Below are 19,793 nucleotides of genomic sequence, written 5' to 3' on the forward strand. Positions count from 1 at the left end.
TGGGTTGAGCGTTCGCTGGTGGAGGGTTCCACTGAGCGCGGGCGTTCGCTGGCGGCGGTCGCCAGCGAACGTCCGCGGAACCCCGTCAATCGTCGGTCTCGCGGTCGGCGAGGTCCGAGACGGCTTCGACTTCCGACTCCTCGTCGTCGACGAGCAACTCCTCGACGGTCCGGGCGACCGTCTCCGGGTCGGCCTCGCCGCCCGCCTTGTCGATGCTTCCAATCGAGTCCGAGTCGAAGGGGATGTCGAGGGCGGCGTACACCGGGTCGAGGACGCCCGCGAGTTCCTCGTGGTCGCGCACCACGACGACTCCCGAGACTAGCGCCGCGTTCTTCCGGACGCGCTGGGCCACCCCGACGAGTTTCCCGTCTCGCTGGAGCGAGTAGTCGCCCGGACAGAAACTTGCCTCGGGTTCGCCGCGACTCGCCGGGACGCCGAGTCGCCAGAGCGCCCGCTGGATGGCCCGCGTCACCGTCTCGTAGCGTTCGTCCATCCCGACGCGCATGTCGTCTAACGGGACGACCTTGGCGAACGCGACGGTGTTGCCGGTGTAGGCGACTGCTCGGCCGCCGACGGACCGCTCGACGGGCGGGAAGTCGCAGGCGTCGGCGACCTTTTTGGCGACTTCGTAGTGGTCGGCACGGGAGTCGCGCCGCCCGAACGCGAGTTGCCGGTGGGGTCGCCACGCCCGGACCGACGCCTCGCCGTCCTCGGCCGCCCGTTCGAGCATCCCGGCGACGACTTCGCGGTCGGCGTTCCGCCCCGCCGCCCGGCCGCGGAGTACGCGCATGTCCGACACTTCACAGTCGGAGTACCTAAACCCTCGCGTCTCCGAGATGCGACCGATGATTTCGGTCGCCCCGGAGATGCTGGAACGGTTCCCCCGGTTTTCTCTCTACAACTCGCCGTACACGGCCCACGACGAGGGGTGTGCCATCGACCTCTATCCCCACGAGGGCGACTGGCGTGACGACGGCGACGGACCCGGGAAGACCGACGAGCGCGAAACCGCCGCGCCGAGTCCCGTCGCGGGCGAAGTCGTCGCCACCCGGAGCGTCTCGGCCCCGCCCAAGGAGTACGCCGTCGAACGCGACCACCTCATCGTGGTGGACACCGGCGACCACCTCGCTCGGATGCTCCACGTCCGGCCCGCGGTCGAACCCGGTGACGAGGTGGCCGTCGGCGACTCGCTCGGCGAGATGGTTCGCTCGGGGTTCTTCGCGCCGTGGGTGGACAACCACATCCACCTCGGCTTTCGCTCGCCCGACGCCGACCCCTTCCGGGCCTCGGGGTCGCTTCCCCTCGAACTGGCCCCGGAGGTCGAACTCGCTGGCGTCCCGTGGGACGGCCGGGGAACCGTCGTCGCCGCGGGCGACACTTACGCGGTCCTCGACGCGCCCGACCACCCCTCGCCGGGCGAGTGCTTCGCGGGAATCGCGCCGGACCGCGACGACTCGGGCGTCCTCGACGGCGGGTTCCCCCACTACGACGGCGGCGGCGTCGTCGGCGGCGTGGGAGGTCCGGTCTCGCTCGCAGGCGAACGCGTCGGCACCGCCGAGGACCGAACCGTCGCGTGGGTCGACGCGACGGTGGTAGCGAACGAGACGCCGATTACCGGCATCTCCTTTTTCTTCGCGCGCGAAGCGCTCGGCCTGAAACTCGTCTGTCCGGACGCGTCGTTCGAGGTGGGCGAGGAAGTCGAAGTGAGCGTCACTCGGTAGTCGGCCGGGTCGGAGCGACCCCGCCGATTTCCGTTGACGGAAATCGGCGTACTCGGGCTCGAATTCCGTGGTAGCACGCGGAAAACGCTCTGTCCGGCGGCGTCGGGAAGTAGTTTGAACGTTCGCCGTCGGTTTCAGGGTTCGTCTCCCGAAATAAAAACGTCACTGAGAATAGATGTATCGAACCCCGTAACCTACGTTTCGAGGGCGAAGGTCCATCCGGCCGTTGTTCGTCTACTGGAGTATGGAAGACGACGGTCACACCTCCACAATGAGCGGGGAACGGAAAGACCACGAGCGGGCGGCGACGGACGAATCCCACGGAAACAGTCTCGACCAGATTCTGACCGCGTTGTCGGAGGGCCGACGCCGTGCGGTCCTGAACTACTTTCGGAACGCCTCGGACGACGTGGCGACGGTCGCCGACCTCGCCGAACACGTGACCGACCGGGCGGACGACGCCGACTTTCAGGAGGTATCAGTCGCGCTACACCACCGAGACGTGCCGAAGTTAGCGCAAGCGGGTCTCATCGAGTACGACTCCCGGAGCGAGACCGTCCGGTACGTCGGGTCAGGGTTCGCCGACTCGCTGTTGGACAGTGTTGAGGACGGGCCGAGCGACGGGGCACTCGCGGACAGCGAGAACGTCGCCCGACACCTCTCCGAGGCACTCTCGGTCGAAGACCCCGTGGAGAAGGACTACCACGTCCGGCAGGCCCTCCAGCACGTCCACCTCGGCGAGTAGTCACGTCCGCGGCCACCGTTTCGACCGTCGCCGCCTTCCGCAACTCCGTCCGATACCGGTTCGGCCCTACTCGAACTCGATTTCGTCTTTCGTCGTCACTTCACCGAACAGGAAATCAGCGTGTTCTACCGCGTACTGCTTGTGGTCTTCCTCGATGTAGCCGAGTGCGTCCTCGATTAGCGCCGGTCGGTAGTCGCGCAGTCCCGCGCTCCCCGCGGTGTGGAGGACGCAGACGTTGGCCAAGGTTCCACAGATGAGCAGGTCGTCGATTTTGTGCGCGTCGAGGTAGCCCTCCAAGTCGGTCCGGTAGAAGGCGTCGTAGGTGTGTTTCTCCACGATGTGGTCTTGCTCGCGTACGTCGAGGTCGGCGTGGAGTCGGGCCTCCCACGAGTCTTCGAGGACGTGTTCGCCCCATCGGTCGAACTCGTCGTAGTAGTGGTTGCCCTCGAACTGCTCGGGAGGGTGTACGTCGCGGGTGTACACGACGGACGCGCCCGCGTCGCGGGCCTCCGACACGACATCGGCCACGTCCGCGACGACTTCCTCGCTGGCGGGCGCGTGGAGACTCCCGTCCGGGTGGCAGAAGCCGTTCTGCACGTCCACGACCACGACTGCGGTCGAATCTGGGTCGAAGTGCATGTCCGAAAGTTGTGCCTCGGGGTCGAAAACGTTTTCCGACGATTCGGTCCGGGGCGCACCCCGTTCGCGGATTCGCTCCCGCGATTGTTTCACTGCGCTATCAAGAGGTTTTTGACCGTGTAGACCTTCGTCATGGTCACAGGAAATGCGTACGACTATCGCAATCGCGGTCGCTTTGATGCTCGTCGTCGCGGGGTGTTCGCAGGCCCCCGGCGCGGGGACGACGACCGATACGGCAGACGAGACGACGGTACCTCCGACGGCGGACACGGCGACCCCCTCCGACGAGACGACCACCGAGTCGCAGGTCGTCAAACCCGACGACCCCGAGACGGACGTTCTCGGGTGGGAAGCGGGCTACTGGTACAACGAGACGCTCGACGTGAACCCCGACGACGGACTCAACGAGACCGAACTCGACCAGACGGTCGCTCGCGCGATGGCCCGCGTCGAGCGAGTCCGGCAACTCGAGTTCGAGGAACGGGTTCCGGTCGAAATCGTGACCCGCGACGAGTTCCGGTCGGACCAGTCGAACCGCTCGACGCCCGACGACCGGCGACTGTTCGACAACGCCAAGTACGAGTCGCTGTTCATGATAGGCGAATCGACCGACTCCATCGCGGTCCAGAACCGCAACTCTGGGTCGTCGGTCGGCGGATACTACAGTCCGTCCAAGGAGGAAATCGTCGTGGTATCGGAGAACACCTCGACGCCGAAACTCGACGAGATTACCCTCTCGCAGGAACTGTTCCACGCGCTTCAGGACCAGCACTTCAACCTCTCGAAGTTCGACCAGTCCACACGCGAACTCCACAACGCCAAGGACGGCGTTATCGAGGGCGACGGCAACTACGTGGACCACCTCTACTCCAAGCGGTGCGAGAACCAGTGGAACGGCGACTGTCTGACTCCCGACGACGGTTCCGGGTCGAGCGGCGGTCTGGCCAACATCGGGCCGTACCTCATCAAGTTCCAACCGTACAGCGACGGCCCGGCGTTCGTCCGCGGGGTCCAGAAGCGCGGCGGATGGGACGCGGTTAACGCTCTCTACGAGAACCCGCCCGCGAGTACCGAGCAGGTCATCCACCCCGAAAAGTACGGCACGGACACCCCCGCCGAGTTCGACATCGAGGACCGGACCACCAACGGGTGGGAGCGCCTCGAACTGCAGGGTCGCCCGAACTACGGGAGCGTCGGCGAAGCGGGCATCTTCGCCATGTTGATGTACCCCTACTACCCGAGTCAGGGTCAGACGCAGGTCGTCCCCGCCCGCCAGTTCTTCAACCTGAAACAGGGGACCGACCAACTCCGTAGCTTCGACCCGCTGAACTACAACAGCACCTACTCGACGGGATGGGACGGCGACAAGTTGGCCGTCTACACCAACGACGCCGCCCGGACCAACGAAACCGGCTACGTCTGGAAGACCGTCTGGGACTCCAACCAAGACGCCGCGGAGTTCGTGGAGGGCTACCGGAAAGTGCTGGAGTACAACGACGCGAAGCAGGTCGATAACCGCGCCGACACGTGGCGCATCGAGGGCAACGGGTTCGCCGACGCCTTCTACGTCCAGAAGCAGGGCGACACGGTGGTCATCGTGAACGCGCCCACCGTCTCGGACCTGCCGGACGTGCGCCGCGGCGCGGCACCGGTCCAGTAACCTCTTCGGACTTTTCCGTTTTTCTGGCTTCTACCGGTGTTCGGTCGCGAGTCTCGTCGGAGTCGGAGGTGTCGGACGAACGTGGGAAACGGGACGGGAGGACGCGATGGGATGGAGGTGAGCGACGGGAGGACGCGATGGGATGGAGGTGAGCGACGGGAGGACGCGATGGGAGAGAACGAGAAGACGGGAAGAGCTAGCTTCAGGCTCGTACCAATCAGGACCGCCCCGCACCGCCACCGCGGGCCACACGCCTCCCCAACCGATTCGCTCACTCGCTCCGCTCGTTCGCTCATCCCTCGCGCGGGTGGGCGCGGCCACTTGCGGGCCGCGCCCGCACGCACCGACCGGTGAGATTGGCAGATAATTGCTATAGAATCCGAAATATTTCTAAGAGCAATACATAGATGGTCGAACCAGTCGCGTCACCCGACCCGGCACGAGCCATCGTCACCGCGCGCCGACGGCGCGGGAATCCGCGCCGTCGGCGCGCTCGCGGCCGATTTCCGGAGGGCGCGCGTCGTTCGCCGCCAAGCGGGGGTTTTTTCGCTCCAGCGGCGGTACGTCCGACCATGCATCACCCGAGGTGGTGGCGATGAGCGACGGGTTCGACGTGGTATCCGAGTCGGCTATCCGCGACGGGACGGCGACCGACGCCTACTTCCTGCGGACCGAAGAGACCCTTCGGGCGGCCGACCGCAACCCGCACGTCGTGGCCGAAGTGACCCGAGACCAGTTTCCGACCGGCGAGTTCGACCTGCTGGCTGGCGTGAAAGACGCCGCCAATCTGCTCTCCGGTCTCTCCATCGACGCGGACGCCATGCGCGAAGGCCGACTGTTCGACGGCGGTCCAGTCATGCGAATCGAGGGTGATTACCTCGACTTCGCCCGGTTCGAGACCTCCCTGCTCGGGTTCCTCTCCCACCAGAGCGGCGTGGCGACGGCGGCGCTCGAAACGCGGCGAGCCGCGCCCGACTCGTCGGTGCTGAGTTTCGGCGCGCGCCACGTCCACCCCGCAATCGCGCCGATGGTCGAACGCGGGGCGCTGGTCGGCGGACTCGACGGCTTCTCGCACGTCGCGGCAGGCGAAGTTCTCGGTCGGGAGGCAAGCGGAACGATGCCCCACGCGCTGGTCATCGCCTTCGGCGACCAAGAGACGGCGTGGGAGGCCTTCGACGAGGCAGTCGCGCCCGAGGTTCCCCGCATCGCCATCTGCGACACCTACTCCGACGAGAAAGACGAGAGCATCCGCGCCGCAGAGACCCTCGGTGACGCCTTAGACGGCGTGCGCCTCGATACGACGAGTTCCCGGCGCGGGGACTTCCGCCACATCGTCCGGGAGGTCCGGTGGGAACTCGACGCTCGGGGCTACGAAGACGTTGACATCTTCGTCAGCGGCGGTCTCGGCCCCGCGAACCTCCGCGAACTCCGGGAACTCGCCGACGGGTTCGGCGTCGGCGGTTACGTCAGCAACGCCGACCCGCTGGACTTCGCGCTCGACATCGTGGAACTCGACGGCGAACCAGTCTCCAAGCGCGGCAAACTCTCGGGCGTGAAGCAGGCGTTCCGGACGCCCGACGGCGGCCACCACGTCGGACTGGCCGACCGCGCCGACCCCGAAGGCGGCGAGGCCCTGCTCGAACCGCTGATTCGAGACGGCGAAGTCGTCCGGGACTTCGACGTGGACGAGGCGGCCGAGCGCGCCCGCGAGGACGCCGAGCTGGTCGGATTCCGAGAAGAAGCGTAGCTACCGGAGCCGGTCATCGGTCAAAATTACGGAAAAGTACCGCTTCTAAAGCTCTTCGACGGTCCCTTCCGGTTCGCGTTCACTGAAGACCTGTCCGTCGAACAGCGTCACCATCACGTCGTCGTCTTCCCACGCGCCCTTCGGGAGTCCGGCTTTCCGGCAGGTTCGGTCGAGGTACTCGAAAACGCTCCACCCGTTCTCGATTGGAAGCGTCGGGTACATCCACGCTTGCTCGCCGCGGCCCTCGATTGCGACGCCGTGAGTGCCGAGTTCGATGTCTTCGATGGGGTCCTCGGTGAACTCCGTCTCCCGGACGACGCACACCGAGATTTTCAGGTTCGGAAGCTCTGCTTCCTCCACTTCGGAGCCACACGAGGTGTCGCTGGCCGCGCTGATGGCCGAGTCCACGATGAGGTGGCCGAGTTGGTCGGTGCCTTCGTAGGCACCGTCGCACCCCCGGAGTCGGCCGCGTCCTCGCGTGGACGAGAGCCGAACGAACACGCCGGTCCGAGCGTAGAACGCCTCGCGCATGCTCCCCGGTTGTTCGCGTTGCCCGTTGATGACGTAGGATTCGACGGATTCGCGTGCGAGTTCTACGGCCCGCGTACCATCCTCGTAGGAAAGAGTCACTGCCTGAGCCTGTGCCATACACGAACTCGTTAGGCTGGAAGTACCTTCAAGTCTTCCCTTCAATACTAAACACGGAAACGTCCCACTACGTTTCACACGGGAGCGATTGTCACGGGGTAACGACCCTGTTCAGTCGGGGTAACAGCCGCTTTCGACAGTCGAATCGACCGGTCGCACCGAATTCCTTAAACCCGGCCGGGCGCTACGTTCGACCGGCAGAGGGAGCCGAGTTCCCGCGAGGGCGCTGGCACACGCCAGCGCCCGCGTGAGGAAAGTCCCCACCGTCCGGGCAGGCGACCGGACGCAAGTCCGGAGCGGGAGACCGCTGGCTCTGGAACAGAAACGAGACCGCTCTCCCCGACCCATGAGGTGCGCGAACCCGAACCGAACGAAGGCTCACGCCGAGTAAAGGAACGGGGAGTTAACCCACCGAGGGCGTGGCGAAGCCACGCGCACGGCGGCTCTGCCGCCGTGCGCTCCGTGCTGGCGACGCCAGCACGGAGACGGGAGAGAATGGATGGAACGGTGAATCCTCGCCGGTGCAAGTCCGCGCTGTGCGATGCTCAGCATCGCACGGTAGCCCGGACGCTCGCGCGGACGCTCAGCCGAATACTCGGACGAACAGAAGGGGGCTTACTCCCCTCAGCCGTTTTCGCACGACCAGCCCCCGGTGTGTCGATTCCGTACCCTACTCCAACGCGACGACCAAGAGCGCGAGTGCGGCGAATACCTCGACGGCGAGGACCGTGACCGCGGCCCCTATCTTCAGGACGCTCGTTTCGAGTCCCATCTGGATGGCGCTCATCGACTTCTACTTGAGAGTCTCTCACAATAAGTCGGACACACGGTTCGGTATCGTTCGCGGTTACGACCGATTCGTAACGCAATGAACGCTCGTGAACCGTTTCACGCTGACGGAAATCTATGCTTAAACCGAAGGAATCCGAGGTTACTCGCGTATTTAACAATCAAATCCTACTCGATTATTAAGAAATGCTATCTAACGCCGTCTATCTGACAGGGTAATTAATAACGCCTCGGTGACTATCGTCGTGTAATGACCACCGACGAGCGCGAACGGACCGTCCGTCTCTCGGTACCCGAGATGGACTGTCCGTCCTGCGCTGGGAAGGTGTCCGCGAGCGTCGAGCGACTCGACGGCGTGCGCGACATCGAACCGGCACCGACGACCGGCACCCTCGCCGTCACCTACGACGCCGAGGCGACCGACCCGGAGGCGGTCCGTGACCGCGTGAAAGCCGCAGGCTACGCGGTCGAGGGCGAGACCGGAACCGGCGGCGAGCTTCGGCTTTCGGTGCCCGAGATGGACTGTCCGTCCTGCGCCGGAAAAGTCGAGAAGTCACTCGACGGCGTGGACGGCATCGAGAGCATCGAAACCCGACCCGCGACCGGCGAAGTTCTCGTGAGCGGTGACGCCGACCGCGAGAGCGTCGTCGCGTCCGTCGAGAGCGCCGGGTACGAAGTCGCGGACTCCGAAAGCGACGGCGACGGTGGCCCGGACGTGGCGGGACCGAGTGACGTGTGGAAGAGTCCGCGCGCGGTCAAAACGTGGGTGGGCGGCGTCCTGATGCTCGCTGGTCTGGTGCTGGAGTTCCTCGTCGTGAGTGCCGACGCCCTTCTCTTCTCGGCGCTGGGCCGCGAATTCCACGTCTCGGCAATCCTGCTCTTGCTGGCGGCGGGAGTCGCCGGACAGGAGATTCTCCGAAACGGCTACTACTCCGCGAAGAATCTGAGCCTCGACATCGACTTACTGATGGGAGTCGGCGTTCTCGCGGCCGTCGCGGTCGGTCTCTACTTCGAGGCCGCGACCCTCGCAGTCCTCTACAGCGTCGCGGAACTGCTCGAACGCTTCTCGATGGACCGCGCGCGCAACTCGGTCCGAGAGCTGATGGACCTCTCGCCCGACACCGCGACGGTCAGACGGAGCGACGGCGACGGTGGGACGGCCGAGGAAACTGTCCCCGTCGAGGAAGTCGCAGTCGGCGAGACTGTCGTCGTCCGGCCCGGCGAGAAGATTCCGGTGGACGGCGAGGTGCTTGAGGGCACCAGCGCGGTGAATCAGGCACCCATCACGGGCGAGAGCGTCCCCGTAGACAAGTCGCCCGGCGCGGAGGTGTACGCCGGGACCGTCAACGAGGAGGGCTACCTCGAAGTCGAGGCAACCGCCGAGGCCGACGAGACCACCCTCTCGCAGGTCATCGAGTTGGTCGGCGACGCCCAGCGCGACCGGACCGACCGCGAGCAGTTCATCGAGCGGTTCGCGGCCTACTACACGCCGATAATCGTCGTCGCGGCCCTGCTGACCGCCTTCGGGCCGCCGCTCCTGCTCGACGGTGCCTTCCGCGAGTGGTTCGTCCGCGGACTGACCCTGTTGGTGGTGGCGTGCCCCTGTGCGTTCGTCATCTCGACGCCGGTGTCGGTCGTCTCGGGCGTCACTAGCGCGGCCCGGAACGGCGTCCTCGTGAAGGGCGGCCCGCACCTCGAATCGATGGGGTCGGTCGAAGCCGTCGCGTTCGACAAGACCGGGACGCTCACCGCGGGCGAGTTGGCCGTGACCGACGTGGTTGCGCTCAACGGCAACGACGAGACCGACGTGCTTCGGTGCGCCCACGACCTCGAGCGCCGGAGCGAACACCCCCTCGCGGAGGCAATCGTGGAATACGCACACGACCACGGCGACCCCCACGACGAGGAGGGCCACGACCGAGAAATCGAGAACTTCGAGAGTCTGACCGGCAAGGGCGTCCGCGCGGACCTCGGCGGGACGACCCACTACGCCGGAAAGCCCGCGCTGTTCTCCGAGTTGGGCTTCGACCTCGAACACGTCCATCTCTCGACCGACGGTGGACAACTCGCGGAGGCGGCCGACAGCAAGTGCGCCGACCGCGAGGACTGCCTCGACCTGCTCGCTGACGTGGTGCCCCGGTTCCAGCGCGAGGGCAAGACCGTGGTGCTGGTCGGGACCGAAGACGAGTTGGAGGGCGTCCTCGCCGTCGCCGACGAGGTTCGGCCCGCCGCGCGCGAGACGGTCGCGCGCTTGCAGGAGTTCGGCATCGAGACGGTCATGCTCACGGGCGACAACGAGGGCACCGCCCGCGCGGTGGCCGAGGAAGTCGGCGTCGACGAGTTCCGGGCCGAACTTCTGCCCGAGCAGAAGGTCGAAGCCGTCGAGGAACTGACCGACCGCCACGACTCGGTGGCGATGGTCGGCGACGGCGTGAACGACGCGCCCGCGCTCGCCGCCGCGACGGTCGGCGTGGCGATGGGCGCGGCCGGGACCGACACCGCCATCGAGACGGCCGACATCGCGCTTCTGGGCGACGACCTCCGGAAGGTTCCCTATCTCTACCGACTCTCGCGGAAAGCCAACGGCGTCATCCGACAGAACATCTGGGCGAGTCTCGCGGTCAAGGCGGTGCTTGCGGTCGGCGCGCCACTCGGACTCGTCTCGGTGGCGATGGCTATCGTCGTCGGCGACATGGGGATGAGCCTCGGCGTGACCGGCAACGCGATGCGACTGGCGCGGGTGGACCCGGAGGAGTAGTTCTCGTCGGTCGAGCGACCCCGAACTTATCCTTCGAAAACCGGGTGCGACGCCCGAACCTCTTCGAGTAACTCCGTCACGTCCTCGCTAGCGTCCTCGTCGGGCGTCAGCGGCGGTTTGCCGTCGAAGGTCTCGTGGACTTCGGCCACGCTGTCCGAGAGGGTGTCGAGACCGTAGCCCCCTTCGAGGACGAACCCGAGGGCGGCGTCCGTCTCGGCGGCGAGGTCCCGAACCCGGTCGGTCAGCATGCCGTAGCCCTCCGTCGAGACGCGCATCCGCGAGATGGGGTCGTGTCGGTGGGCGTCGAACCCGGCGCTGACGAGCAGGAGGTCCGGGTCGAACTCGCGGAACGCCGGGGCGACCAACTCGTCGAAGGCGTCGCGGTACTCGGGGTCGCCCGCGCCCGCCGGGAGCGGGAAGTTGAGCGTCGTGCCCGCGCCGTCGCCCTCGCCGGTCTCGTCTCTCTCCCCGGTGCCGGGGTAGAGACCGTCCTCGTGGAGCGAGGCGTAGAACACGTCGCCGTCCTCGTAGAAGATGTCCTGCGTGCCGTTGCCGTGGTGAACGTCCCAGTCGAAGATGGCGACCCGCGAGGGGGTCTCGTTCGGCGATGGCGTGGCGGGCGGCGACGGCGACGTTGTTGAAGAAACAGAAGCCCATCGCGTCGTCTTCGAGCGCGTGGTGGCCCGGCGGTCGGCCGAGCGAGAAGGGGGGTGTCCCGGCCGTCGTCGCCGTCGAGGGCGGCCTCCGCCGCCCAGCAAGCTAACCCGGCCGATTGAAGCGCGGCCTCCCACGTCGCTCGGACCGCCACGGTGTCGGGGTCCCAGTTGCCGCCGCCGGATTCGCAGAACTCCCGAAACTCCGCAACGTAGTCGGCGTCGTGAACCGCCTTCACGCAACTGTCGGTTGCCGGACTCGTGTCTACGTACTTGACGCCGTGTTTCCGCGCCAGTCGCTCCTTGATGGCGCGAAGTCGGTCGGGGTTTTCGGGGTGGCGCTCGCCCGTGTCGTGGGCGAGACAGTCCTCGCTGTAGCCGAAGTTCATTCGAAGAGTTCGAAGTACGTATCGATGTCCTCGGCCTTAACAGTTCGCCGGTCGGCGTGGCGTGCGAGGACGGCCGCGGCCTTGGCAACGTTGTCCGCGTAGTCCTCCAAGATGTCCGCGAGCGCGATTCGGGCGTCCATCGCCACCCGGTAGCTGTCGTCGATTTCGAGTCGCGCGATGCGGTCTACGGGCGCGACTGGGAGTTCGAGGTCGTCTTTGTCCACGACCTGTCCGACGCCGAAGTCCTCGCTCATCAGGGTCTTGCGACCGTCGGTGGTGGCGTGTTCGGCGGCGTCGACCGCGAGTTCGGCCCCGTGGCGCTGAATCCGCCGCGCGAGTTCCTCGGCGGCGTCCGCGCTGACCCTGAGTTCGCCCGCGTTTCGTCTGATAATCGTATCGACCGGCGCGAACGGCAACTCGACGCTCATACCAAAATCCGGGAATCTTGCGCCCTTAGTTCTTTCCAAAGCGTCTTTCGAGGAACCTACGGCCGTTTTGGACGCGCCGGTCCAAGTCGCCGACGAACGCCCGCGTTCGTCGGCGTGCGTTTTGGTCGCACGGCTATCGCTCGTCGCGCCCGTCAGGGCTTCTCCGTCGGTTTCGATGGGGTCCCGGTCTCGGCGGATGCGCTCGGTTCTCCGCTCTTCGTTCGGGCAGGCGCGGGCGCGGTCACTCGGGGCCGCGCCCGCGCCGCGAAGCCGTCGGATTCCCGTCGGTCTCGTCGTCGCCGTGGTCACGCGCGAAGAGCAATACGAATATGTCTTATAGAATGGCTTTTCGGCCTCTAAGAAATATATGATTAGTCCACCGACTCGACTTTCATCAGCGGATAGCCGTCCTCCATCTCCATCCGGGTGAGGACTTCGACGCCCTCGTACTCCACGAGAATTTCGACTTCGAGGAACCGGCCCGTGAGTTCCGTGTAGCCACCTGAGGACGCTTCCTCGCCTTCGGCGAGACTGCCTCCTCCGAGTTCCCCCTCGCTATCGCTCGCGGGAACGTGGTCGATTTCCGCGGCCAACTTCTCGGTCAGAATCTCGACGCTCACGTCCTCGCAGAATGGTTGGTTCTCGATGGACTCCTCGATGGCGGTTTCGAGACTCGGCGCGCTCTCGGGACTGACGGGCGTCCCGGCGAACTGGTGGTAGAGCGCGCCGAACTTGATGCCCGCCTCGAAGCAGGCCAACTCGCCGTCGGTGGGTTCGGTCGCGTCGGCGTCGGGGTCGCTGGCGTCCATGTCTGACCCGACGCGGGCCGACGAAAAAAGCCGCCCGGTCCGTGGGCCGGTCCACTCGGTCCCCCGACGGTCCGCCCGCGGAGTCGTGCGTCCGGAGAACACGGAACGCCTTTTAGTGTCCGACGCCTCATTCGCCTATGGACTACGCATCTAACCTCGACCGAGCGATGGACGCCACACCCGACTTCGAGGGTCAGAGCGAGCGATTCAGCTACCCCGACGCCGCCGCGCAGAAGGACGGCGCGTTCACGCGACTCACGAACCTGAGCGACATCGCCGACGCGCTCAGCCGCGACCCCGAACACATCCATAGCGCGCTCCAGCGCGAACTCGGGACCAACGGGAAACTCGAAGACGGCCGCGCACGCTACAACGGGACCTTCTCCGGGTCGGACTTCGACGCGGCGCTCGAAAGCTACGTCCAAGAGTTCGTCCTCTGTTCGGAGTGTGGCCTGCCGGACACCCGCCTCGTCCGGGAGAACCGCAACCTGATGCTCCGATGTGACGCCTGCGGTGCGTTCCGGCCGGTCACCAAACGCTCGACTTCGACCCAGAACCAGAACCGCGAAGCCGTCGAAGAGGGCGCCACCTACGAGGTCAAGATTACCGGCACCGGCCGGAAGGGTGACGGCGTGGCCGAGAAGGGCAAGTACACCATCTTCGTCCCCGGTGCCCAAGAGGGCGACGTGGTGCAAGTCTACATCAAGAACATCAGCGGCAATCTGGCGTTCGCGCGACTGGCCTAACTCTCTCTCTATTCGGTCAGCGGCAGAATGACGCCGAACACCAGCGGCGAGAGCAACGCGCCGAGTGTCCCGACTATCTCCATGTCCACGAACAGCGCGTTCTCCCACGCGGGAAGCGTGACGTGCATCGCCGCGGCGGTGAGTTCCGCACCCGCGCCGATTGCGAACAGCGCGATGCTCAGCAGGAATCCGGTCTTGGCCCACCACTGGTAGTTCAGGTCTCCGTATCGTCCCATGCGCTCGTGGTATTGCGTCGGACGAGAAAAACGTTCCCGAATTTCTCGGTTCGCAAAACGCATTTATATACTGAATCCCTCTACCGACGTGATGCAGGAACTACTGGCGGAACTCGGTGGCGAACTCCTCGCCGTCGTCGCGTACGCGCTCGGAACGCTCGCACTGTCGTTGCTCGGTCTCGTCGCGGAGTACAACAGCCTTCAGCGACTCCTCGGCGGCGAGGGACTGCTGGCGGGTTGGTTCGCGGTCATGGGTCTCGTCGCGTTGGCGTTCGCGGTGAACCTCGGCCGGGAGAAACTGCTTCCGCGAGTCGCGGCCGACGAGTGAGGTTCGGACGAATCGCACTTTACTTATCACCCGCTTCCCTCCGTTCAGTTGAATGGACGAACCAGTCCTGCTTACGGGCGCGGAAGGCCGCGTCGGGCAGGCCATCCTCTCGGACCTCTCGGGGGAGTACGAGTGGCGACTGCTCGACCGGGACCCGCCGACCCGCGACACCGACCACGAGTTCGTCGTCGCCGACATCACCGACGAGGAGGCCGTCCGCGACGCGATGGAGGGCGTCGGCGCGGTCGTACACCTCGCTGGCGACCCCCGTCCCGAAGCGCCGTGGAACAGCGTTCTGACCAACAACATCGACGGCACGCGCAACGTCTTGGAGGCCGCAGTCGAGGAGGGCGTCGAGAAGGTGGCGTTCGCCTCCTCGAACCACGCGGTCGGCGCGTACGAAACCGACGAGCGCACTCCAGACCTCTACCGCCCGCACGACGAGTATCGACTCGACGGCTCCGAGTTCCCCCGGCCCGGCAACCTCTACGGCGTCAGCAAGGCGACCGGCGAGGTTCTGGGTCGGTACTACCACGACGAACACGACCTGAGCGTCGTCTGCGTCCGCATCGGCAACCTGACGAAGAACCACCCGCCGAAGGATTACGAGCGCGGACAGGCGATGTGGCTCTCTCACCGGGACTGCGCCCACCTCTTCGACCGATGCATCCGAGCGGACTACGACTTCGAAATCGTCTACGGCATCTCGGACAACGACCGGAAGTACTACTCCATCGAGCGCGCCCGTGAGGTCTTGGGCTACGACCCGCAGGACAACTCCGCGGAGTTCCCGAACGCGGAGTGTTCAACGAGCGACTAAGCGAAGTTTTCGGTTTCCCTAGTTGATGAAGAGTTAAACCTCTCCTACAATGTCCCAAGTAACCACAACATTAACTTCCGTCTAAAAAGACAGAGATGATATGAGTGACCAGTTTCGTTCTCTCTTCACCCGTGAACGAGAATTTGAATCAAGGGTACATACAGAGCTAACCCAGAGAAGCCGCGAACGATTAGCTAGCATCACAAATATCTCAGATAAGTTATCAAATAGTGCACTAAGCGAATTAGCTGATGAAGCAGGGATGTCTACTATTGCCGAAGCCTCCGAGAAAGCCGAGCATTACGAATTCATGTTCAATGCCGACACCGTTCTTGCTTTATCTTACATTGAACATTATTTTCGGATAGGGTGGAACCGGACATCTAGTATCCACTCCCCCTGTAGTAAAAGCGATTTAAAAGAAATAAGAAATAAAATTGAGGACGTATTGATTACAGAAGGTCTACTGTGGGAAATAGAGAATGGGAGAGGGACTATTCGTTTTCAGCCTCTTGAATCTGAAGCTATGGAAAGCATGGACAAAAAAGTTCAAGCTCTAGCCGAAGAGGAACCATGGGGTGATGCTCTGAAAGGTTACAATGATGCTTTTGAGAGGTACCTTGCTGGAGACTTTGATGAACTCATCCCGAAAAAGCTCTACAACAGTATCGAAGAAGTTCTGAAAACTATTTGTGTAGACTTAGAGAGATGGACCGATGACCGGGACATGAGTCATGCAAAGTATCTCGATTTGTTAAACGAACACGATGTGTATAGTGCAAACGGAATTACTGCACCTGAGCTCGGTAGCCTCCTTGATTCATTGGAAAAAATGGTGAACAAAGTTGGATACGACAGAAAACAGCGACACGCCTACCATGATCGGGCGTATTGCACGCTACTGATTCATCAAGTTGGAGCATATCTTTACTTCCTTATTGGAAGATACGATGATTACAGTTCCTAACTTCGTTTCGTGTTAAATCACATTTTATTTTTGCTTGGGGGTAGAACTGTTGATCAAGTTAATTCTCGGCAAGGTTTTGCAGGGGGAATTTGAGAAATACTCCGAGGAAAATGACGATAAAAGAAAGTACCAAGCGACAAGTTTTCAGTCGAACAACCCTTCCACGTCCTCTTCCTCGTGTCGGCGCTTGCCCACCGCGCCCTCCAGTCGCTGGAAGATGATGCCCCGATTCGCCGCGTCCCGCGCGAAGTCCATCACGAACGTCACGAACTGGCTGGTTGCGCGCTCACTATTCAAGTCGTCTCGCGCGTATGCGATGGCCGACTCCATCACGCCCTCGTCGTAGCCGTACTCCTCGGCCAGCACGTCGGCCGCGACTGCGGCCGACTCGAAGCGCAGGTCCTCGGGCAGAAGCGCCACGTCCTCGTGGGTTAGTTCGGGCGGCGCGGCGCGTTCGACGTGTTCGGGGTCGGCGGCGACCCGCCGGAGGTACGCCCGAACCTCGCCGACGTTGACCGCGCGGTAGTCGTCGGGCAGGTCCGCGAGGTAGAGAACCGCGCTCTCGGCGAGACCCTTCACGCCCGGCCAGTTCGCGCCGTGAGCGTGGTGGACCGCGGCCGTGAACTGGATGAGACCGTGGAGGAAACACTCGTCGTCGGTCCCGGCGTCGAGTTCGAGCCACTGGTCCTCCCACGCGTCGTGGGCCGCGTGAAACTCGCCGTCGTTGTAGATGGCGACTCCGGCCCGGAGGTGGTCTCTCATCCCTTCGAGGTTCGAGTTCGGCGAGGGAAGTTCCTTCGGGATTCGAGTCGAGATGACGGAGAAGACTCTCGCGGGTTTGCGTCGCGGCAGAAACGTCCTGACGGAGATTTGAACTCCGGTCCCTGGCTCCGCAAGCCAAGAGGATAGTCCACTACCCTATCAGGACTCATCTCTACGTAGGCCGGTTCTACTAATAGGGGTTACGGTCTGTCGGCGCGGATGGTACTGTTGACCAAACTCAAACCGCTATTTTTCCATCCGTGAAGTCTTTGAAAGGGCGTGTCGTGGTACTCGGTATGGAACGACGCGAGATGCTCGCGCGTTTCGGTGCCGTTCTCGGTGCCGGTTCGCTCGGCGGCTGTCTCAGTCGGTACGAGGACATCGCGGGGGACGGCGGTGAGACGACCACAGCGGAGACCACCGACGACGGGCAACCGACCGACGGCGGACGGACCACTACCCCCGAGCGCACTACCGAAGGCACGACCACGCTGGACGCCCAATCGACGCTGACCGACACCGCCTTCGAAGTGACGAGCGCCGGGTGCGGCGAACCGAAGAGCGAGGCGAGCGTCGAGTTCCGGAACGGAACGACCGTCGTCACCGGGACAGTTTCGGGGTCGAACGCGTGCTACACGGCGACACTCGCCGACGCGAGCTACGACCCCGAGACGGGGACGCTGGAAGTGACCGTCGCCTCCGCGCAGAAGGAAGGCGCGGACGCCTGCGCCCAGTGCATCGTGGCAATCGAGTACGAAGCGACGTTCTCGTTCGAGGGCGACCCGCCCGCTACCGTGAACGTCGTCCACGAAGCGATGGGCGAGTCCGAGACCGTCGCCAGCGCAGAGTCGGCCTAGAGTTTATAGCCGGGGACGCGACCAACTCGGGGCGTGACCCACCGACGACCAGCCACGAACCCCGGACCGAGAGGCGCGCGAATCCCGCCCGACGAGAGCGAGGCGACCGTGCGCGCTCTGCAAAGACAATGCTTAAGCGCGGGCCACCCTTTCCGTGGAATACGATTATGGGCGCGATAGAGGACGTTTACGCCGACCTCGACGCCGACGTATCTCTGGAGGAGTTCCGCGAGGTGGTCGAGGAGAAAGTCGAGCAGATGGGCGGTCTCGCCGACGAGGAGACGGCCGCGATGCTCGTCGCCCACGAGATGGACGAGGAGGGTGGCGAGGTAGAGAGCGTCGCGGACATCGAACCGGGCATGGAGGAGGTGAAGTTCGTCGCCAAGGTCGTCGGCGTCGACGACGTTCGGACCTTCGAACGCGACGACGAGGACCGCGAGGACGGCCGGGTTCTCAACGTCGAAGTCGCCGACGAAACCGGGTCGATACGCATCACGTTCTGGGACAAGCAGGCCGACGCCGGGAGCGACGAACTCGAAGTCGGCGACACCCTCCGCGTCGCGGGCCGACCCAAGGAGGGGTACAACGGCGTCGAAGTCAACGTGGACAAGGCCGAACCCGACGACGAGACCGACGTGGACGTACAGGTTCGGGACACCTACCGCGTCGAGGACCTCTCGCTCGGTCTCTCGGACGTGAACCTCCGCGGGAAGGTGCTGGATACCGACGACGTGCGCACGTTCGACCGCGACGACGGGTCTGAGGGGAAAGTCGCCAATCTCAAACTCGGCGACTCCACCGGTCGCATCCGGGTGACGCTCTGGGACGAGCGAACCGAACACGCCGAGGAGTTCGCCCCCGGCGTCTCCGTCGAAGTCGTGGACGGCTACGTCCGGGAGCGAGACGGGAGTCTGGAACTCCACGTCGGCAACCGCGGCGCGGTCGAGGAGATAGACGAGGACGTGGAGTACGTCCCCGACACCGCCGACATCGCGGACCTCGAAATCGGCGACGAGGTGGACGTTGGCGGCGTCGTGCGCGAGACCCAAGAGAAGCGTACGTTCGACCGCGACGACGGCTCTGAGGGGCAGGTCCGGAACATCCGGGTGCAGGACGAGACCGGCGACCTGCGGGTCGCGCTCTGGGGCGAGAAGGCCGACGAGGACATCGCGCCCGGCGACGAAGTTCAGCTGGCCGACATCGAGATTCAGGACGGGTGGCAAGACGACATCGAAGGCTCTGCCGGATGGCGGTCTACCGTCACCGTCCTCGGCGAGGCCGCCGCCGCAGGCGGTGTGAACGCCGGGAGTAGCGAGAACGCCAGCGGCGGCGATAGCGCCGACGACGGCGGAAGTAGCGCCGGTCTCGGTGCGTTCGGCGGCGACGGAGACGACGGCGGACCCGACGCCGCGGCGTCCGGGTCCGCCAGCGACGGCGCGAGTAACGACGCTAGCGAATACGTCGAGTTCACGGGCACCGTCGTACAGGCGGGCGACCCGATAATTCTGGACGACGGCCAAGAGACGGTCAGCGTCGATTCGAGCGCCGACGTGACCCTCGGTCAGAAAGTGACGGCGCGCGGCGAGTTACACGACGGGACCCTCGACGCCGAAGACGTGTTTTAGTCCCGATTTCGGCCGCGTCTCGCTCTCGGACCGGAAACGCGGTCTAACTCTCGAACGGTTCTTCGTCGCGGTGGCTGTCTACGTTCTCCTGCTCGCCAGCGGCGTCCTCGCGGGCCTCGTCCGCTTCGACGCGCGTCTCGTCTTCGAGTTCCTCCTCGCGGGCTTGCTCGGCCTCGGTCTCCGCTTCGTCCTCGTCGGACTCCTCGCCGGGTGCGCGCTTTTCCTCGGCCATCTCTCGGTCTCGCTGGTGAGGATTGTCGTCGGACACGCGTCGTAGTTCGTCTGCGAAAACCTTAGACCTGCTGGCGGGTCGGGCAGAGCGCCGCCTCTTGGACTTCCATATATTTTCTTAGGAATCAGAATTATTTCTTTAACATCGGAAAATATGTCTTGACGTTCGAGCGTGCCGACTGTCGGCAACGTCGATGGCGGGGGCGGCGGAGTAGAAACGACGGCGGTGGGAGAG

Annotated in this window: 19 protein-coding genes, 1 tRNA gene, 1 other RNA gene and 1 pseudogene; 12 read left to right on the forward strand and 10 right to left on the reverse strand. The window is 64.4% G+C overall.

Annotated elements, in window-relative coordinates:
* Nucleotides 1-85: 85 nt before the first annotated feature.
* Complete coding sequence (locus P2T60_RS17050; RefSeq protein ID WP_276280436.1) at nt 86-790, reverse strand: lipoate--protein ligase family protein; 705 nt, start codon at nt 788-790, stop codon at nt 86-88.
* On the opposite strand from P2T60_RS17050, the gene P2T60_RS17055 reads away from it, so the two are divergent.
* Together P2T60_RS17055 and P2T60_RS17060 are read left to right on the forward strand one after the other, a co-directional pair.
* The gene (locus tag P2T60_RS17055) at nt 789-1,721 is read left to right on the forward strand and encodes a DUF8155 domain-containing protein (RefSeq protein WP_276280437.1); all 933 of its coding nucleotides are present in this window, start codon (nt 789-791) and stop codon (nt 1,719-1,721) included. The two genes, P2T60_RS17050 and P2T60_RS17055, sit on opposite strands and share 2 nt — an antisense overlap.
* A 244-nt stretch (nt 1,722-1,965) precedes the next feature.
* Nucleotides 1,966-2,466 (forward strand): DUF7344 domain-containing protein, encoded by a 501-nt coding sequence (locus P2T60_RS17060; protein WP_276280438.1) that lies wholly within the window; start codon nt 1,966-1,968, stop codon nt 2,464-2,466.
* 66 nt (nt 2,467-2,532) lie between these two features.
* Here the strand turns inward: P2T60_RS17060 and P2T60_RS17065 are convergent, their stop codons facing one another.
* Entirely contained in the window at nt 2,533-3,105 is a 573-nt protein-coding gene (locus P2T60_RS17065) for a cysteine hydrolase family protein (protein ID WP_276280439.1), read from the reverse strand.
* A 145-nt stretch (nt 3,106-3,250) separates the two neighbouring features.
* On the opposite strand from P2T60_RS17065, the gene P2T60_RS17070 reads away from it, so the two are divergent.
* Together P2T60_RS17070 and P2T60_RS17075 are read left to right on the forward strand one after the other, a co-directional pair.
* The gene (locus tag P2T60_RS17070; protein WP_276280440.1) at nt 3,251-4,765 is read left to right on the forward strand and encodes an Hvo_1808 family surface protein; all 1,515 of its coding nucleotides are present in this window, start codon (nt 3,251-3,253) and stop codon (nt 4,763-4,765) included.
* 595 nt (nt 4,766-5,360) lie between these two features.
* On the forward strand, nt 5,361-6,512 hold the full coding sequence (locus tag P2T60_RS17075; protein WP_276280441.1) for a nicotinate phosphoribosyltransferase: 1,152 nt from the start codon (nt 5,361-5,363) through the stop codon (nt 6,510-6,512).
* Between the two features lie 45 nt (nt 6,513-6,557).
* Here P2T60_RS17075 and P2T60_RS17080 read toward each other — a convergent pair whose 3' ends face one another.
* Entirely contained in the window at nt 6,558-7,160 is a 603-nt protein-coding gene (locus tag P2T60_RS17080) for a TIGR00296 family protein (RefSeq protein ID WP_276280442.1), read from the reverse strand.
* Between the two features lie 196 nt (nt 7,161-7,356).
* Here P2T60_RS17080 and rnpB point away from each other — a divergent pair.
* Together rnpB and P2T60_RS17090 are read left to right on the forward strand one after the other, a co-directional pair.
* An RNA gene (gene rnpB / locus P2T60_RS17085) (RNase P RNA component) lies at nt 7,357-7,790 on the forward strand.
* A 409-nt stretch (nt 7,791-8,199) separates the two neighbouring features.
* Nucleotides 8,200-10,707 (forward strand): heavy metal translocating P-type ATPase, encoded by a 2,508-nt coding sequence (locus P2T60_RS17090; RefSeq protein ID WP_276280443.1) that lies wholly within the window; start codon nt 8,200-8,202, stop codon nt 10,705-10,707.
* Between the two features lie 26 nt (nt 10,708-10,733).
* Here the strand turns inward: P2T60_RS17090 and P2T60_RS17095 are convergent.
* The 3 genes and pseudogenes from P2T60_RS17095 to P2T60_RS17105 form a co-directional block, all read right to left on the reverse strand.
* Nucleotides 10,734-11,749: pseudogene (locus P2T60_RS17095) on the reverse strand (histone deacetylase family protein).
* Nucleotides 11,746-12,177: a histone family protein gene (locus P2T60_RS17100; RefSeq protein WP_276280444.1), complete on the reverse strand. Its 432-nt coding sequence runs from the start codon at nt 12,175-12,177 to the stop codon at nt 11,746-11,748. Before P2T60_RS17100 ends, P2T60_RS17095 begins: the two are co-directional and overlap by 4 nt.
* A 371-nt stretch (nt 12,178-12,548) precedes the next feature.
* Complete coding sequence (locus tag P2T60_RS17105) at nt 12,549-12,986, reverse strand: dihydroneopterin aldolase family protein (RefSeq protein WP_276280445.1); 438 nt, start codon at nt 12,984-12,986, stop codon at nt 12,549-12,551.
* A 137-nt stretch (nt 12,987-13,123) separates the two neighbouring features.
* Between P2T60_RS17105 and P2T60_RS17110 the strand changes: the two genes are divergently transcribed.
* A complete protein-coding gene (locus P2T60_RS17110) occupies nt 13,124-13,732 on the forward strand; it encodes a translation initiation factor IF-2 subunit beta (RefSeq protein WP_276280446.1) in 609 nt (202 codons plus the stop codon).
* An 8-nt stretch (nt 13,733-13,740) separates the two neighbouring features.
* Here P2T60_RS17110 and P2T60_RS17115 read toward each other — a convergent pair whose 3' ends face one another.
* Nucleotides 13,741-13,968, reverse strand: coding sequence for a DUF7860 family protein (locus P2T60_RS17115; RefSeq protein ID WP_276280447.1), 228 nt, complete (start codon nt 13,966-13,968; stop codon nt 13,741-13,743).
* Between the two features lie 91 nt (nt 13,969-14,059).
* Here P2T60_RS17115 and P2T60_RS17120 point away from each other — a divergent pair, with 91 nt between their 5' ends.
* The 3 genes from P2T60_RS17120 to P2T60_RS17130 all read left to right on the forward strand — a co-directional run bounded on the left by P2T60_RS17120 (nt 14,060) and on the right by P2T60_RS17130 (nt 16,083).
* The gene (locus P2T60_RS17120; protein WP_276280448.1) at nt 14,060-14,296 is read left to right on the forward strand and encodes a DUF8151 family protein; all 237 of its coding nucleotides are present in this window, start codon (nt 14,060-14,062) and stop codon (nt 14,294-14,296) included.
* A gap of 52 nt (nt 14,297-14,348) precedes the next feature.
* Complete coding sequence (gene azf, locus P2T60_RS17125; protein ID WP_276280449.1) at nt 14,349-15,116, forward strand: NAD-dependent glucose-6-phosphate dehydrogenase Azf; 768 nt, start codon at nt 14,349-14,351, stop codon at nt 15,114-15,116.
* Nucleotides 15,117-15,216: 100 nt separating this feature from the next.
* Nucleotides 15,217-16,083: a hypothetical protein gene (locus P2T60_RS17130; protein ID WP_276280450.1), complete on the forward strand. Its 867-nt coding sequence runs from the start codon at nt 15,217-15,219 to the stop codon at nt 16,081-16,083.
* Nucleotides 16,084-16,227: 144 nt separating this feature from the next.
* On the opposite strand, the gene P2T60_RS17135 is transcribed toward P2T60_RS17130, so the two are convergent.
* Both P2T60_RS17135 and P2T60_RS17140 read right to left on the reverse strand, forming a co-directional pair.
* Nucleotides 16,228-16,845 (reverse strand): DUF309 domain-containing protein, encoded by a 618-nt coding sequence (locus tag P2T60_RS17135; protein WP_276280451.1) that lies wholly within the window; start codon nt 16,843-16,845, stop codon nt 16,228-16,230.
* Nucleotides 16,846-16,938: 93 nt separating this feature from the next.
* Nucleotides 16,939-17,011: transfer RNA gene (locus P2T60_RS17140), tRNA-Arg, on the reverse strand.
* Nucleotides 17,012-17,141: 130 nt separating this feature from the next.
* Here P2T60_RS17140 and P2T60_RS17145 point away from each other — a divergent pair.
* Nucleotides 17,142-17,702 (forward strand): hypothetical protein, encoded by a 561-nt coding sequence (locus P2T60_RS17145; protein ID WP_276280452.1) that lies wholly within the window; start codon nt 17,142-17,144, stop codon nt 17,700-17,702.
* Between the two features lie 167 nt (nt 17,703-17,869).
* On the forward strand, nt 17,870-19,327 hold the full coding sequence (locus P2T60_RS17150) for a single-stranded DNA binding protein (RefSeq protein WP_276280453.1): 1,458 nt from the start codon (nt 17,870-17,872) through the stop codon (nt 19,325-19,327).
* A gap of 43 nt (nt 19,328-19,370) precedes the next feature.
* Here P2T60_RS17150 and P2T60_RS17155 read toward each other — a convergent pair whose 3' ends face one another.
* On the reverse strand, nt 19,371-19,595 hold the full coding sequence (locus P2T60_RS17155; RefSeq protein WP_276280454.1) for a hypothetical protein: 225 nt from the start codon (nt 19,593-19,595) through the stop codon (nt 19,371-19,373).
* Nucleotides 19,596-19,793 lie beyond the last annotated feature (198 nt).

The organism is Halorussus caseinilyticus (assembly GCF_029338395.1).
Classification (GTDB): domain Archaea; phylum Halobacteriota; class Halobacteria; order Halobacteriales; family Haladaptataceae; genus Halorussus; species Halorussus caseinilyticus.